This is a genomic window from Paraburkholderia sp. NPDC080076, assembly GCF_050281145.1.
Taxonomy (GTDB): Bacteria; Pseudomonadota; Gammaproteobacteria; order Burkholderiales; family Burkholderiaceae; genus Paraburkholderia.
In genome coordinates this window covers 378,373-393,833 of record NZ_JBNNWQ010000006.1, presented here as the reverse complement: position 1 = coordinate 393,833, position 15,461 = coordinate 378,373, and the positions used below count along the sequence as shown (strand labels likewise).

The 15,461-nt window shown below is 62.2% G+C and carries 12 protein-coding genes; all 12 read right to left on the bottom strand.

The window, feature by feature from the left end; translation table 11 throughout:
• Window positions 1-491: 491 nt before the first annotated feature.
• Window positions 492-1,646, bottom strand: coding sequence for an alanine racemase (alr, locus tag ACQKRQ_RS25605; protein WP_427480231.1), 1,155 nt, complete (start codon window positions 1,644-1,646; stop codon window positions 492-494).
• Window positions 1,647-1,708: 62 nt separating this feature from the next.
• Window positions 1,709-3,559: a hydantoinase B/oxoprolinase family protein gene (locus tag ACQKRQ_RS25600; RefSeq protein WP_427480229.1), complete on the bottom strand. Its 1,851-nt coding sequence runs from the start codon at window positions 3,557-3,559 to the stop codon at window positions 1,709-1,711.
• Window positions 3,556-5,679: a hydantoinase/oxoprolinase family protein gene (locus ACQKRQ_RS25595; protein WP_427480228.1), complete on the bottom strand. Its 2,124-nt coding sequence runs from the start codon at window positions 5,677-5,679 to the stop codon at window positions 3,556-3,558. The genes ACQKRQ_RS25600 and ACQKRQ_RS25595 overlap by 4 nt, the downstream gene beginning before the upstream one ends.
• 69 nt (window positions 5,680-5,748) lie before the next feature.
• Window positions 5,749-6,918 carry a porin gene (locus tag ACQKRQ_RS25590; protein WP_408320266.1) on the bottom strand — a complete coding sequence of 390 codons (1,170 nt, stop codon included), beginning with the start codon at window positions 6,916-6,918 and terminating at the stop codon, window positions 5,749-5,751.
• A 135-nt stretch (window positions 6,919-7,053) separates the two neighbouring features.
• Window positions 7,054-7,887 (bottom strand): ABC transporter ATP-binding protein, encoded by an 834-nt coding sequence (locus tag ACQKRQ_RS25585; RefSeq protein WP_427480227.1) that lies wholly within the window; start codon window positions 7,885-7,887, stop codon window positions 7,054-7,056.
• On the bottom strand, window positions 7,877-8,719 hold the full coding sequence (locus ACQKRQ_RS25580) for an ATP-binding cassette domain-containing protein (RefSeq protein ID WP_427480225.1): 843 nt from the start codon (window positions 8,717-8,719) through the stop codon (window positions 7,877-7,879). The genes ACQKRQ_RS25585 and ACQKRQ_RS25580 overlap by 11 nt, the downstream gene beginning before the upstream one ends.
• The gene (locus ACQKRQ_RS25575; RefSeq protein WP_427480223.1) at window positions 8,716-9,687 is read right to left on the bottom strand and encodes an ABC transporter permease; all 972 of its coding nucleotides are present in this window, start codon (window positions 9,685-9,687) and stop codon (window positions 8,716-8,718) included. The genes ACQKRQ_RS25580 and ACQKRQ_RS25575 overlap by 4 nt, the downstream gene beginning before the upstream one ends.
• A complete protein-coding gene (locus tag ACQKRQ_RS25570) occupies window positions 9,684-10,619 on the bottom strand; it encodes an ABC transporter permease (RefSeq protein WP_427480221.1) in 936 nt (311 codons plus the stop codon). Before ACQKRQ_RS25570 ends, ACQKRQ_RS25575 begins: the two co-directional genes overlap by 4 nt.
• 7 nt (window positions 10,620-10,626) lie before the next feature.
• Window positions 10,627-12,141 (bottom strand): ABC transporter substrate-binding protein, encoded by a 1,515-nt coding sequence (locus tag ACQKRQ_RS25565; RefSeq protein ID WP_427480219.1) that lies wholly within the window; start codon window positions 12,139-12,141, stop codon window positions 10,627-10,629.
• Window positions 12,142-12,337: 196 nt separating this feature from the next.
• Complete coding sequence (locus ACQKRQ_RS25560) at window positions 12,338-13,009, bottom strand: isochorismatase family cysteine hydrolase (RefSeq protein ID WP_427480306.1); 672 nt, start codon at window positions 13,007-13,009, stop codon at window positions 12,338-12,340.
• A gap of 194 nt (window positions 13,010-13,203) precedes the next feature.
• Window positions 13,204-14,286 (bottom strand): LacI family DNA-binding transcriptional regulator, encoded by a 1,083-nt coding sequence (locus ACQKRQ_RS25555; RefSeq protein ID WP_132380955.1) that lies wholly within the window; start codon window positions 14,284-14,286, stop codon window positions 13,204-13,206.
• Between the two features lie 230 nt (window positions 14,287-14,516).
• Window positions 14,517-15,422, bottom strand: coding sequence for a LysR family transcriptional regulator (locus ACQKRQ_RS25550; RefSeq protein WP_427480216.1), 906 nt, complete (start codon window positions 15,420-15,422; stop codon window positions 14,517-14,519).
• Window positions 15,423-15,461: the final 39 nt, after the last annotated feature.

The following is a 15,461-nucleotide window of genomic DNA, read 5'->3' as shown; positions in this document are numbered from 1 at the left end:
TTCTCCGAAAATAGGTCTGTCGTCGCAACAGGTTTCCTTGTTGCCTCGAAGGTCGGCACAGCCGGAACGGTTCGTTCTTGATGTCGGTGCGAGCGTGGAGCAATCACCCCGCTCTATTTCGAGTACGGATCGCCATTGACGATTCGAGACTGCACGAAAACGGTCGCTGCGAAACAACTACGTCGAGCAAGGCATGAACAACCGGAATTGCCGAGAATCCGGGGACGCCGCCCGGCCCTGCCGATTCCACAACTAATGCCAAGAAGCGGTTGCGGCGACACGGCCGGTTATCACGGCATTGGCAATATCGACGCGGCCGACCGACCCGTCTCACCCCTTTCCTCGCCACATGGCTCCAGGGCCGCCTTTCGTTTCGTCCGGAGGCGCAGCGGTCATTCGCCTTTGGCCCTGCTGCCCGGTCATCGGCCAATGCCGTCATTCGAGTCAACGCGCCTTCGTCCGCAGGTTCTAATGCACAACGGCCATTCGAGTCAGTTTGATGAGCGACAGACACGTCGGTCATTGCCCGGCACATCCATCACTTCGGTGTCAACGTGAGGCAAGCTCCTCACTAACCGCGGAATCAGTTCCATGACGGGCAGCCGCAGCCATGCTGCCAGTTCGTCGATCGTTATCGTCTGGTCGCCGTCCTGTCCCAGCAACGTCACGACACTTCCAGTCCGGGCCTGCTCATTCTCCGTGATGTCGACCACGGTATGCTGGAACGAACGGCGCCCGAGAATACAAGCCTCCTGTCCATGCACTATCACGCGGCCAAGCGGCGGCACGTGATTCAGTCCATCCCAGAAACCGATCGGCACGACACCGATCCGCACACGGCGTTCTAGCCGGATCGGTTCCGCATAGCCAATCCCCAGGACCGATCCAGCCGGATGCTCCTGAACGTGAATGATGCGCCCACGTACCGCGCGCAACATCGGCCGCAGCGGCGCACGCGCCATCCAGTCCGCGTCGAGCGCTCCGTAGAGAAGCCGACCAGGGTCGACGGCCTGATACGCCAGATGCGGATGCGCGAGCATCACCCGTGAACTCGCCAGCATCGTCGTGACGTTATCGAATCCCGTTGCGCGTGCGTCGGCCAGCGCGGCATCGAACACGCCGGCCTGATTACGCGTCACGTCATCGCTCTCCGGCGAACTCAGATGCGTGTACACGCCTTTGAGCCGCACTGTCGACTGAGCGCGCAGTGCCTCGAACGCGGCTTGCCATTGCGACGGCAGAAAACCGAAGCGCCCGAAGCCCGGGTCGATCTCGAGGAATGCATCGACCGCCACGCCGGCATCGACAAACGCGCGCAGACTTTCGTGACTCTGGATCGTCACCGTCAGTCCCAACGCGGCAACCTGCGCCGCATCCTCCGGCAAGGTCGAGGCAAACAGCAGAATGTCGCGATCGACGCCCGCGTTGCGAATCGCGACGCCCTCTTCCGGACTACCGACGCAAAAGCCATCGACACCCGCTTGCGCCGCCAACTGCGCAACCTTCGCGGCACCGAACCCGAATCCGTCGCCCTTGCAAACGAAGTAGATTTTCGTGATTCGTCCCACCTGTTCACGCGCGACGGCCAGATTCGCGGCGATGGCGCCATAGTCGAGCTCGGCCCAACTGGGACGCAGCAAGCGCACACGTTGAGTATCGAGGACTGACCTAGGGATTGAAGCGGACATAGTCAAAGCCCCTGTCGTGGTCAGAGTAGTTTGCCGATAGCCGTAGCATCGGCTCCGGTCGATTGCAGAAACAGAGCCTCCTGCCTCGCGACGCGCTCCTGCCAGGAAAGCGTCTGGAGAAGCCCCCGCATCTCGGCGGTGCGGTGCTCATCAACGCCGCGCCCCGCGCCTTCTAGCACGACGCCGTACACTTCACGCGCCAGCTGCTCCGTGATGCGATCGTCAAGCACGTCCTCGCGCACGGCCTGCGGCGAACGTGTCAACGGATCGCCATGACCTGCGCCGCCCGCCGCGATATGGCAGAAACGATCGCCGTTGCGAAGTGCGGTCACCGTGCTCGGCATGGTCGGCAGCAACGTGCATTGACCGTCGCGGGTCAGCAGATTGAGCGACGGTGATCCGCTCAGGCCGCCGTGCGAGCCCGACGGCCGATGTGCGCGCCGGTCCGAGCGCAGTCCGAGCAACGCGTGGTCGCTGCGCAATTCATAAGCGCGGCGCATTGCAAGGCCACCGCGATGCCGGCCCGCGCCGCCGGAGTTGGTAACGAATCCATACTCGGTGATCTTGAGCGGCAGACGCGCCTCGATCAATTCGACCGGCTGGTTCGACAGATTGCCGAGTGGATTCGCAATGCCTTCGCAACCGTCGGTACGACCACCGCCCCAACTGCCGAGAACGCCGTCGGTAATCAACCAGTTGCCGCGCCCGCCGCCCTTGCCATCCGAGCTACGGCCCGAAATCGACACGACCGACGGACCGCCTTCACCCAGCGCCGGTATCGTATCCGGCACGATCTGCGCGAATGCGCCTTGCAACACATCGAACATGCGGTAAGCGATGATCCCGCGCGCCGCGCATGCCGCCGGTTCCACCGGATTCACAATCGAGCCGCTTTCCGCGTACACGTGCACGGGCCGCGAAAACCCCTCACAGTTCGGCACATCGACACCAATCGCACAACGCACCGCCGCGTACGCGACCGATTGCGTGGTCGCGAACGGACCGTTGATCGCGCCCTGCACCTGCGCGTCAGTCCCAGTCCAGTCGATGCTGACCGTGTCGTCCGCCACGGTGACCTTGACGCGAAACGCGATCGGCACGGGCATATCGCCCAGACCGTCGATGAAATCCTCGTAACGGTATTCACCATTCGGCATCGTGCCGATGGCCTGACGCGTCAGGCGCTCCGCGTAATCGTGCAGCGCTTCGACCAGCCGTCCGAAACCGTCCGCGCCGTATTTGTCGAGCAACTGAACAAGCCCCCGCTCACCGGCCTTGCACGAGGCCACCTGCGCGCGCAGATCGCCGCGCAATTGACCCGGCATGCGCGAGTTCGTCTCCAGCAGCGTGACGAGCGCGTCGTTGACAGCGCCTGCATCGCACAGCTTCATCAACGGAATCCGCAGACCTTCCTGATAGATTTCCGTCGCGCCGATCGCCATGCTGCCCGGCGCCATGCCGCCGATATCGGCGTGGTGGACGATGGTCGCAACATAGCCTTCGATACGCGACTCGTAAAAAACCGGCTGAATCAGATACACGTCCGGCAGATGCATGCCGCCCGACGTGTAGGGGTCGTTCATGATGTAGATGTCGCCGAGCTTGCCGGCCGTGCCGAAGCGGCTCACTACGTTATCCATCGCGGCCGGAAACGCGCCGAGGTGAATCGGCAAGGTCAGGCCCTGCGCGATCACGCGGCCGGCGCGGTCGAACACCGCGGTGGAGAAGTCCATCGAATCGCGCACGATCGGCGAATAGGCAGTGCGCAGCACGACAAGCGCCATTTCGTCAGCGATCGAGCCGAGCGCGTTCTTGACGATTTCGAGTGTGATGGCATCGGTGCCCGCCGAGGCGGCCTGCTGGGTATTCATGCGGATTGCTCCAGAAACGTGATGACAATGTTTTCGTGGGCATCGACGCGCGCGCCGGCATTCGGCGGCACGACGCAGGTCGAGTCGTACTCTTCGACAATCAACGGGCCGCTCATCGGCGCGGCGCGCAAATCGGCGCGCGAGATCACCGGGGTGTCGATAAAACCGTGGGTCTTGCCGAAATACGCCCGGCGCGGCACCGGCACGCGCGTGCCTGGCGAGCTCGCCCGGCTGCCACCGGCGCGTTGCGCGTCGTAGGCGCGGTCTTTCTGCGAGCGCAGCGAACCGACCGCGCGCAGATTGACGAGCTCGATAACCTCGTCCGCGGACGCGTGCCCGTAGGTGCGTTCGTGTTCCGCATGAAACGCGGCAGCAATCGGCGCGATGTCGAGCGGCTGACCGGCACGCCATTCGATCGGCACAGTCAACTCGTAAGCCTGACCCGTGTAGCGCAAATCCAGCGCACATGTCACGGCGATATCGTCGAAGGTATTGCCCTCGGCCGTCATATCCGCAGTGGCGCGTGCCACCAGGTCTTCGAGAACATTACCCAACTCCATCGCGGCGGAGTGATCGAGGCGGCGGAACATCGTCTGCATGAATTCATGTTGCGTCGACGAGAACAGCAGGCCGAGCGCGCTGAACACGCCAGGGCTCGGCGGCACGATCACCGTCTTCATGTCGAGCAATTCGGCGATCGCGTGGACAATGACCGGCCCGTTGCCGCCGAAGGCGAACAAGGCGAACTCGCGCGGGTCGCGGCCACGATACGTCGACACGGCTTTCACTGCGCGCGTCATCGTGGAAGCCGCAATCGAGAAGACGCCATAGGCGGCTTCGTACAGATCCGTGTGCGTAGGCTCGGCGATCTGCGTGCGCATTGCTTCGAGCGACCTCTGCTGGTTGATGCGCAACTCCCCGCCGGCGAGGAACTCCGGATTCAGATAGCCAAGCGTCAGCACGGCGTCCGTGAGCGTCGGAATAGTGCCGCCCGCGTCGTAGCACACAGGCCCGGGCACCGAGCCCGCCGAATCCGGGCCGACCTTGACGAGGCCGCCCGCGTCGATACGCACGAGACTGCCGCCGCCGGCGCCGATCTCCGAGACGTCGATGAACGGGAGCTTCACCGCGTGGCCGCCGCCCTTCACGAGCTTGCTGCTGACGTTGATTCCCGCGCCAACCTCGTACTCGGTCGTGCGCGCCGGCTCACCCTTCTCGATGATGGCCGCCTTCGCCGTGGTGCCACCCATGTCCACCGTAATGCAATCAGCGTAACCCGACGCGGCCGCCACCGAGGCGCCCGCGATCACACCGGCCGCCGGACCGGACTCGATGATCGTCGCCGGCTTCTGCATGACCATGGCCGCGCTCATCACGCCGCCGTTCGAATGCATGATCTGCACGGGACCGGTCATGCCGATGCCGCGTAGCTTGTCGATCAGCGAATGCAGATAGCTGACTACCACCGGGCCGAGATACGCATTGACGACGGTCGTGCTGGTGCGTTCGTATTCGCGGATCTCCGGCAGGATTTCATGCGAGCAGGTCAGGTAGACGGCGTCCCCCAACACGTTGCGCAGCAGATCGCGAATACGGATCTCGTGATCGGGATTCGCATACGCATGAATCAGACTGATCGCTACCGCTTCGATTTTCTCGTCGGCGATACGTTGCGCGATGTCCAGCACCTGCGCATCGTCGAGCGGCGTGTCGATCGAACCGTCGGCCAATAGCCGCTCGTCGACCTCGTAGCGGTGCCGGCGTTTCGCGAGCGGCTCCGGCTTCTGATACGCGAGGTTGTAGAGCATCGGCACACGCAGGCGGCCAATCTCGACCACGTCGCGAAAACCGCGCGTGGTGATCAGCGCGGTGCGCGCGCCTTTGCCTTCAAGCACGGTATTCGTGGCGACAGTGGTTGCATGAACCAGTTCGGTTATCTGGCGCGGTTGCGCGTCGAGCGAGGCCAGCAATGCCTGCAAGCCCGCGACGATCGCGATGCCATAGTCCTGAGGCGTGGACGAAACCTTCCTCGTATGAATCACGCCGTCATCGCCGATCACGACGATATCAGTGAAGGTCCCACCGATATCGACACCGGCCCGGTAAAGTCTTTCAGTCATTACACACCTTACTTGTTAGTCGATGCGGCGCAAACGCGCTGCCGGTTTGCGCCGGTAAAAGCAGTGCTGCTAGAACTTGTGCACGAGTCCGACGCTGACCACCGCCTGGTTCTGCCCCGACGAGGGCAGCATGGTCTGAATCTGCGAGGCCAGCATGCCGTTAGAAGTCGCCGGCAATGGACCGCCCGTAGGTCGCGGAAAGCCGCCACCGGCCGCGCGCAGATAGATCACTTCCGTGTAGATGGAGGTGCGCTTGGAGAGAAACTTGTCGACCAGCAGATTGACCTGATGCCAGTGCACCTGAGTGGGTCCGCCCGGACCGCCGGTGATGTTGTCGCTCGTGTACGTGTAGGCCATGCCGAAGAACAGCGTCGGATCGAGGGTGAAGCGCGCATTCGCTTCATAGTTGTTGAAGCGGTAGTTGATGCCGCTCGTCAACGTCGTGCCCACGTCGTTGTAGATCGCGTTGCTGTACATCAGACTCAGCTTGGCCGGTCCGATCACATACGAGGCACCGATGCCCGCAATCTGCTCCCGTTTGGACGTAATCGGCGCATCACAGCAGGTGATGGCACCGTTGGTGTTCACGTTCGCAGTGGTGTTCACGCCGGGTTCGTCATAGAGCGAATAGGCGGCCGCAATCGAAAATGCGCCCAGCGAATAGATGCCGCCTACCGACCACATGCGATTGTTCGCAAAGGCGCCGGGCGCGTTGCTGAAGGCGTACATCGCGGTGCCGGTGAAGCCCTTGAAGTTCGGCGAGACGTATTTGATCGAGTTATTGACGCGCAGATAGTCGTCGGTATTGTCGTTGTCGTACGGATGCGAAAACATCACGCCGCCCCACGCGCCGTTGGACGTCATCGTCTGCAAGGTGCCGACAATCGCGTCGTACTGGCGGCCAAACGTCAGCGTGCCGTAGTCAGGATTCGAAAAACCCACGAACGCCTGGCGGCCGAACATGCGGTTGTTCTGACCGAGCGCGCCGTTGACCGGGTTAAAGCCGTTCTCCAGCGTGAAGATCGCCTTGGTGCCGCCGCCGAGGTCTTCGGCGCCTCGCAGCCCCCAGCGGCTGCCGTACTCGCCGTTGCCGGTCAACTGCACCGCGCTATGGCCGCCCTGGTTCGACGAGTAGGTGATGGCCTCGTTGATGATCCCGTACAGGGTGACGGAACTCTGCGCATGAACGAAACCGCTCCCGCCCAGCAGAGCCGCCATGATGAATAACTTTTCCTTCACCGCTCTTCTCCAAACAAGAAATCGCGACACCCCGGTCGGCTAGCGATCGATTGATGATAGCAAATGAATCGATTCACCAAAGATTAAAAAAATATCCCTAGGTGGACCGGCTCACTGCTTGACCCGGATCTTTCTCTACTGCTCAGATCGCCTCTCTTGCAGCCGGCCAATGCCTTTCGGGATCGCCGCCAGCAACTCCGTCGTGTAGCGCTCGCGTGGTTCGAACAGCACCTGATCCACGGCTCCCGCTTCGACGACGCGCCCTTCTCGCATCACCACCACCCGCTGGCACAACTCGCCGACCAGCGCCAGATCGTGGCTGATCACGACCAGCGAGACACCGGCGCTCTGGTGGAGGTCGCGCAGCAGCCGGATGATCTCCGCCTGGATCGATACGTCGAGCGCGGAAGTGGGTTCATCGGCAACGACCAGTTCCGGACGGCGCGCGAGCGCCCGCGCGATGCCCACGCGTTGGCGCTGGCCGCCCGATAACTGATGCGGATAGCGCGCCAACACGAATGCCGGCAGCCGCACCATGTCGAGCAACTGGCGCACCGGCACGCCGTCGTTGCCGATCGCTTCCGCCAGCGTCGTGGCAATCGTCTTGCGCGGGTTCAGCGAGTTCGTCGTGCTTTGGAACACCATCTGGACACGCTGGCGAAACGTCGCGTTCTGCGCTCGCGTCATCGTGTTCAACGCGTCGCCTCTGAAACAGATCGAGCCGGTGGTCGGTGCGGTGAGGCCGACCATCATGCGCGCGACAGTCGATTTGCCGCTCCCGCTTTCGCCGACGATAGCGAGCGCGTCGCCCTTCGCCACCTCGAGACTCACGCCCGACACCGCATGAAAGCGGCGCCGGTTGAACATGCGCTCGAGCGGCGAACGCGCCAGCGCATAGGATTTGCCGACCTCCTGCAGCGCGAAGATCGGCTGCGTGGCGAGAGCGGCGTTCGGCACACTAACGGACATCGCGCGTCTCCTCAGGTTGATGACGGCCCGTAGCACGCGTAACCGGCAAACGCGGAATGCTCGCGATCAGATGCCGCGTGTAGTCGTGCGAAGGCCGCAGAAAGATATCCTCCACCGGGCCGGCTTCGACCACGCACCCCTGCTTCAGCACGACGGCGCGTGAACACAGTTCCGCCATCAGGTCGAGGTTGTGGGTGATGAACACGAGGCCGAGATCCATCTCGTCCACCAGCGTTCGCAGTAACTCGACGATCTGCGCCTGCACGGTCACGTCGAGCGCGGTAGTGGGCTCGTCCGCGAGCAGCAGCGCCGGTTCACAGACAATCGCGGCGGCAATCATCGCGCGTTGTTTCATGCCGCCGCTCAGTTCGTGCGGATACGCGCGCTCCGTGGTGCGCGGGTCTTTGAAACCGACGCGTTCGAGCACGCCATGCACTTCGTCGCGGATCGCGCGGCCGCGCAGCCGACGGTGGGCGCGGATCACGTCGGTGAGTTGCGCGCCGATCGTGAAGGCAGGGTTGAGCGCCGTCGCCGGATCCTGGAAGATCATGGAGACGCGCCGTCCACGCAATGCCCGCATACGCGCCTCCGAAGCACGGCCCAGGTCTTCGCCGTCGAGCACGATCCGGCCGCCGCTGATACGCCCCGCGTTGCCAAGCAACCCGAGCACCGCCAGCGACGCGACACTCTTGCCCGAACCCGATTCGCCGACGAGACCGACCGCCTCGCCACGTCCCACGTGCAAATCGAGTCCATGCAACACTTCGGTCTGCGTCTTGCCCGAACCGAAAGTGACGCGCAGGTTTTCGATCGACAGAAGCGCTTCGTTCATAGCGACGCTCCCGGCACATTCGCCGCATGCGCATTGCGCCGCCGCGGGTCGAGAATGGTGCGCATCGAGTCGCCGAACAGATTGAAGGCGAGCACGCTGACGAACACCGCCGCGCCCGGAAACACCGACACCCACCAGTTGTCGGTGAAAATCAGTGCGCGCGCGTCGGAGAGCATCGCGCCCCAACTCGGCGTCGGCGGTTGCACACCGAGTCCGATGAAACTGAGCGACGCTTCCACGATGATCGTCACGCCGAGCAGCAGCGACGCCTGGATCAGCACCGGCGAGATGATGTTGGGCAAAACGTCGGAGAGCATGATGCGCGCCTCGCTCGCGCCTTGCAGAACCCGTGCGGCGACATACTCCGCTTGCGACTCGGCCTTCGCGAGACTATGGGTGAGCCGCGCAAGACCCGGCGCGTACAGCACGCCGATCAGCAGCACGAGCTTGGTTTCATTCGAAATGGCGAGCAATCCGACACGCAGCGTATCAGTGCCGGTAATGCCGACGAGCGCGATCGCCCAGATCAAGAGCGGAATCGACGCGAGCACTTCCATCACTTTCATCAGCGTTTCGTCGAGCCATGAGCCGGATTTGTAGCCGGCTACGAGGCCGACGCCCGTGCCGAGCACTAGGCCGATCGCGACCGCGCACAGTCCGATGGACAGCGACGCGCGAGCGCCCCATATCGTACGGCTCAGAATGTCACGGCCCACCTGATCGGTACCGAGCCAGAATGCCGCGCTCGGCGCTTCCAGACGATGTTCGATATAGAGCTGCAGCGGATCCTTCAAGGGCAGCCACGGCGCGCACAATGCAATCACGCCCAGCAGCACGATCGTTACGAGACCGATAGCACCAGCCGGTTCATGCATCAGCGCGCGCAGCAACCGGCCGGCCGATGCGAGCCATGCGCCGAGCACAGGTGGCTTGCGGTGCACGTTGGGTAGCGATGAATCAGCCATCATGTTCTGTTCGCCTTCGGGTCGAGATAACCATGCAGTACGTCGGCGCACGTGTTCGACGCGATGAAAATCGTCGTGATCACGAGCACGATGGCCTGCACCGTTGGATAGTCGCGCTGGAAGATCGCCGTGAGCAACGCACGCGAGACGCCCGGCAGATTGAAAATCTGTTCCACGATCAACGCCCAGCCGAACATGTAGCCGTAACTCATCGCGGCCGTGCTCACGAGCGACGGCAACGCGTTCTTTAGTGCATACAGGCGAATACGCGACGGCGACAAACCGAGCGCTCTGGCGGTTCGCACATAATCCTGCGAGAGCGCGTCAACCATGTTCGCCCGCACCAGACGGCTCAGCACGGAGATGTAGTACACCGACATCGTCAGGACGGGCAACACCAGCGCGAGCAGATGAGCCGCCGATCCGTCCGACCAGGGCGTGAGGCCGCCCACCGGAAACCACCCGGTTTTGAGCGCGACATAGCGGATCAGCAGCAGCCCCAGCCAGAACGACGGTACGGATAAACCGACGATCGCCACAGCTCGCAGCAGATGGTCCGTGCCGCTGTTCTCTTTCAGTGCCGCCACGGTGCCGAGCACGATCGACACCACGATCGTGAAGATGAACGACAGCGTGACGAGCTCGACGGTGTTCGGCAACGTATCGGCGATCTGCGGCCCGATCGAATTGCCGGTCACGTAGGACTTGCCGAAATCGAGCGCGAGCGCACCGTTCAGCCACGTGCCGTATTGCGCGGCGACAGGCCGGTCGAGTCCATATTGATGATTGAACGCGGCAATCTGTTCGACACTTGCGTCGCTGCCCAGGGTCAGACGCGCGGGCGACACGGGTGTCGCGCGACACATCGCGAACAGCAACGCGCTCACCACCAGTAGCACCAGCACGGACGAAAAGAGCCTTGAAACGGCTTTCATATCGACCTCACGCCTTCGCGAGATAAACGTTGTCGAGCATCAGCGAGAAGCCGGTGTTCACCTGGAAATCCTTGACGTTGCTGCGCCACAGGTTCTGCACTTCCAGCGCGCCGATCCAGACGGCCGGACAGTCGCGCGCCAACACCTGCTGAAGCTTCGCGAGGATCGGCTTCAGCGCTGCCGGATCATCGACCAGATAGCTGTCGTCGATCAGCTTCAGCAGTTCGGCACTCTCGTAGCCGCTCGCTTTCCAGAGACTTTCGGTTGGCCGGAACAGCGCATTGAGCAGATACGTCGGCTCCGGCGGTGCGATGAAACCGGTCAACGCCGCAGCGTGGTTACCGACCAGCACCTGCGAGATCATCTGCCCGAAATCGAGTGGACGCAGATTGACACGCACACCCAGCGACGCCAGTTGCGCCTGAATGAAAAGCGCCGTCGACGATGTATCGATCAGATACGCAGGCTGCACGTACAACAGATCGAACGACGCGCCACTCGCGTACTTCGAGCTTTTCAACGCCGCTCGCGCATGATCCAGATTGAACGCCAGGCTTCCGGCCGAGCCAGCGTCGTACCACGACGACTCCGGCGCAAATGGCATGCTGCTCGCTTTCACTGCGCCGTAGCACAGATCGCGGCAGATCTTGGCACGGTCCAGCACAAGCGAAACCGCACGGCGAAACGCCGGGTCGTCGAACGGCGCCTTGCGGTTGTTCAGGCACATCATCAGCGGGCTGGTCGGCGATGCGCGGCTATCGCCCGCGAGGCCCGCCGACGTGCGGATCTGCGCAAAGGTCTGGGCCGGCGGCGCACTAATGATCTGCGTCTGGTCCGACATCAGCGACGCGAGCCGCGACGACTCTTCCGGAATGATGCGGAACACGATCTTGTCCCAATGCGGCTCGCCTTTGCCCCAGTAAGCCGGATTGCGCTTCAACTCGACGAAGTCGTTTGCTTTCGACTGCACGAAAATCGCCGGGCCGGTGCCGACACCGACCGGCGTCTGCTTGAAGTAGCCATCCGGGTGCTGCTCGCGGCTGCCTGCCGGAAAAATACCCATGTACTTCGACATGTAGTCGAGCAACGGCCGGTAGGGACGCTTGAGGCGGATCACAGCGGTGTGCGCATCCGGTGCGCTCACCGACTCGATCACAGTCCAGAACGGACGGCGGAACGCCTTGTTCGCGGGATTCAGCACGTAATCGAAGCTATATTTCACGTCGGCGGAAGTGAAGGGCTGGCCGTTCTGAAAGTTCACGCCGCGCTGCAGATCGAATGTGTAGGTCAGTTTGTCCGGCGAAATCGTCCACGCGCGCGCCAGTTGCGGCACCCGCTGACCGCGCGCGTCGATGCCGACCAGATTCTCGAAGATCAACTGGTTGATCGCCATCACGTCGTGATTCGGCTGGTTGATCGGATCGAGCGTCTGCGGATTGCTCGGAATGGCGACCGAGAGCACCCCTGCTTGCGCCGCGAAGACGCGGCCTTCGAATGCGAACGGCAGTGAAAGCCCCGCCATACCTGCGGCGCCTGCCCGTAGCAGTTGTCGTCGCCTGTTGCTGAAAGTCATGAAATCCTCTGCTTTTTCAATGCCGCGCAACTCAACATGTGTCAGTGAATCGATTCACAGACAATAGTCAGGTTGGCGCGACGAGTCAACTTTTTAAAAATATCGGAAACCCTGGCTGGCGCGTTCAGAGCGCTTTGCGGCGGACCTAGGCGAGCAGCGACGCGGCATCTGCGAGCGACAGCACCGTGGTGCGCGAATCGAATGCCGTGGAAAAAAGATGATCATGCACGACCTGGTCCGGGTCGTAACAGCAATCCTTGACGGTGTACAGGCGGAAGTCCGCGTCGCTCGCATAGGCGACCGACGACAGCACGACGCCGGTCGACGCAATTCCGACCATGATCAGCGTATCGATACCCTGTGCGGAAAGCCGTGCCTGCAGATCAGTACCGAAAAACACGCTAACACGATGCCCGATGATGAGCGGTTCGTTGGCCTGCTGGCCGAGTTCCGGCGCGATTTTGTCGCTGATGAAAAGGCCGAGTTGCTTGAGCCCTTGCCCGTTCTTGTTCAACGGGCTGACTTCCGGATAGCCTGGACTGAACTGGATCTTGGCGAAATAGACGCTGACGCCTTTGGCCCGCGCGGCATCGCACAACTTGCGCGTGTTGGCGAGCAGCGTAGGCGCGACAGATGGAAAGAGCCCCAGGATGTCGGTCTGATAATGCATCACAACAAGCGCCGTTTGTGCCGGCACGATCGCCGGTATCTGCGCACCCACGCTTTGCGCGGACGCGGCGCTGATCGCGCCATCTCCACAGCCATCAAGGCCGAGTCCCGTCGCCACCGCGCCGGCCAGCGCGCCCGCCGTTTTCATAAACCACCGACGGCCCGCACGGCCGCCTTCCTCGTTCTCGCCCTGCCCCGACCGTAAGTCGTTTTTCCTGTCGCTCATATCATGCCTTGAGTTTTTGGTGAATCGATTCATTTACCGTCCATGCGCAATGTCGGCGGCGAAAAATCCGCTGTCAAGCAACTTTGCGATCGGGCAAACCCTGGGAATCGATCCGACTAGCGCTTTTTGCGGCGTGCAGGACTGCGTGGCGCGCCGCACGACTCGCGCACGATCATACGCATGGGATGTTTGGAGCGGCGGATGCCGGACGGCGCGCTGCCGTCGATCAGCTGCAACATCATGTCCGCTGCTTCGCGGCCGACGTCGCGCGGGTTTTGCGTCACCACGGTCAATGCCGGCGACGCGATTCCGGAATACTCGTGCTCGCCGATGGAAATCACCGACAGGTCTGCCGGGATCGACAGCCCGGTTTCCCGCACGACTTCAAGCACGATGGCCACGTCGTTCAGCGTTGCGATGATCGCGGAAGGCGGCTGCGGAGCGCTGAGCAGCGCCCGGCAGACGTCCTTGTTGAAGGCGCTGGTGCGCAGCACGAGCGCCGGATCGAGCGCGATGCCGGCGGCCTCGCACGCGGCCAGATAGCCACGTACCATCTCGCGGCCTACCCACGTGTTTTCGTGGCCGGCCACAAGCGCAATCGCGCGATGCCCGAGCGACGTGAGATAGCGCACAGCCTGACGACAGCCGTCGGCGTGATCGGTCAGTACCGAATTGAATTCGCCCTGGGCATCGCGCTCCCACAGCACGACCGGCATATTCAGGGTATGCAGGAAGTTGAAATAGGAAGGCGTCTCGTCGTCGGAAATCGCGCCGATGAATCCGTCGATGCGGCGCTGTTTCAGGCTCGACAGAATGGCCCGTTCGCGCTCGAGATCGTAATGTGAATTGGCGATCAGAATCTCGAAACCCCTTGCCCGCAGGCGCTCTTCGGCGGCGCTCACCATCTGTGCGGCGGTGTGCTGCGTGATGTCGGAAATCAGACAGCCAATCGCGCTCGAACTGCCTTTGCGCATGCTGCGCGCCACCACGTTCGGCACGAAATTCAACTCGGCCACCGCGGCACGCACCGCCTCCTGAATGGCCGGCGCCACATTCTCGCGGCCGTTCAGCACACGCGACACCGAACCGACCGACACCTTCGCGAGACGCGCGACGTCCTGCACGGTGGGCGAGCCCTGCGGAGATTTGCGGCTGCGCAACGCAGGCTTAACGGGTTTGCTGGCTCTCTCTTTAGGCATGACGGAAGGCGGAACGGTGGTCGATCGATTCTCGATGAATCGATGCATCGGGCCGATTATAATGCGTCCCGGCTCTAGCTCATGTCAGCGCGGCCTTACGGCGCGGGCCGGCAGTCGTCCGTGCACAAGGAAAACAGTCGTCAGGCCATGCGAAAAACAGATACGTCTGGATTGCCAGCGTCAATTCGGGCGGTGCATGTCATTCTCACCGGTCCGCTCACACCTTCCTTTCAACTCCCGCATGCATGAATGAGGAACTGCTGGAACGCAATGGCGGGCGTATCCAGCGTTGCGCCTTTGCGCCACAACATGCCCGCATCCATCTGCGGAATCGCGTTGAAAATGGGCCGCGCGTCGATCCGCTTGCCTTCCAGCGACCACGGTCGAAACACCATGTCGGACAGAATCGTGACGCCGAAACCATGCGCGACCAGACCACGCAGCGCTTCCATTGAACTGGTGCGAAAGGCGATATTCGGTTCGACATCGTTCTGCTTCCAGTAACGCAGCGTGGACTGCTCGCCTTCGTCCACCGTAATCAAAATATATGGATAGCTCGCGATATCCGCGAGCGAAGGCGCATTGAGTTGCGCAAGTGGATGGGTGGGCGCGGTCCACAACTGCCTGCGCGAGCGAATCAGTACATGGTGCCCGAAACGCCTGATATTTTCGACGTTGGAGAGCAGAACGATGCCGAGATCGACGTCGCCGGAGAGCACGGCCTGCTCGATCGATTCGCGGTCCAGGTCGTGCAGATCGATCACGATGTCGGGATACGTCGCGCGAAAACGCGCCATCAACTCGGGCAGGAAATAGCCCAGCACCGTATACGACGCCGCAATGCGCACGGTCCCTTTCAGATCGTGCGAGCGGAACGGCGCCTTGTAGACCGCGTCGCGCACCGAATCGAGTATGTGTCTCGCGTGGTTCAGAAAATCGTGCCCGTCCGGCGTCAATGTGACGCCTTGGGGCAGGCGTTCGAATAGCCGCGTACCCAGGGTTTCCTCCAATGCAAGCACGGCATTGGTGATCGCCGATTGCGACACATGCTCGGCCGTCGCCGCCATCGAAAACTGCCCGCTCTGGGCTGCCGCCACGAAGTAACGCATCTGCCGCAGGGTAACGTCTTTTGACATGTGTTTTTCGAATAGCAGGATTCGGTATTCGTGATTTTA

Bases quoted from the DNA above. Each gene is read 5' to 3' on its own strand.
- ACQKRQ_RS25600 (WP_427480229.1), bottom strand. From the start codon at position 3,559: ATGAATACCCAGCAGGCCGCCTCGGCGGGCACCGATGCCATCACACTC.
- ACQKRQ_RS25595 (WP_427480228.1), bottom strand. From the start codon at position 5,679: ATGACTGAAAGACTTTACCGGGCCGGTGTCGATATCGGTGGGACCTTC.
- ACQKRQ_RS25585 (WP_427480227.1), bottom strand. From the start codon at position 7,887: ATGTCCGTTAGTGTGCCGAACGCCGCTCTCGCCACGCAGCCGATCTTC.
- ACQKRQ_RS25580 (WP_427480225.1), bottom strand. From the start codon at position 8,719: ATGAACGAAGCGCTTCTGTCGATCGAAAACCTGCGCGTCACTTTCGGT.
- ACQKRQ_RS25575 (WP_427480223.1), bottom strand. From the start codon at position 9,687: ATGATGGCTGATTCATCGCTACCCAACGTGCACCGCAAGCCACCTGTG.
- ACQKRQ_RS25570 (WP_427480221.1), bottom strand. From the start codon at position 10,619: ATGAAAGCCGTTTCAAGGCTCTTTTCGTCCGTGCTGGTGCTACTGGTG.
- ACQKRQ_RS25565 (WP_427480219.1), bottom strand. From the start codon at position 12,141: ATGGCGGGGCTTTCACTGCCGTTCGCATTCGAAGGCCGCGTCTTCGCG.
- ACQKRQ_RS25560 (WP_427480306.1), bottom strand. From the start codon at position 13,009: ATGAAAACGGCGGGCGCGCTGGCCGGCGCGGTGGCGACGGGACTCGGC.
- ACQKRQ_RS25555 (WP_132380955.1), bottom strand. From the start codon at position 14,286: ATGCCTAAAGAGAGAGCCAGCAAACCCGTTAAGCCTGCGTTGCGCAGC.
- ACQKRQ_RS25550 (WP_427480216.1), bottom strand. From the start codon at position 15,422: ATGTCAAAAGACGTTACCCTGCGGCAGATGCGTTACTTCGTGGCGGCA.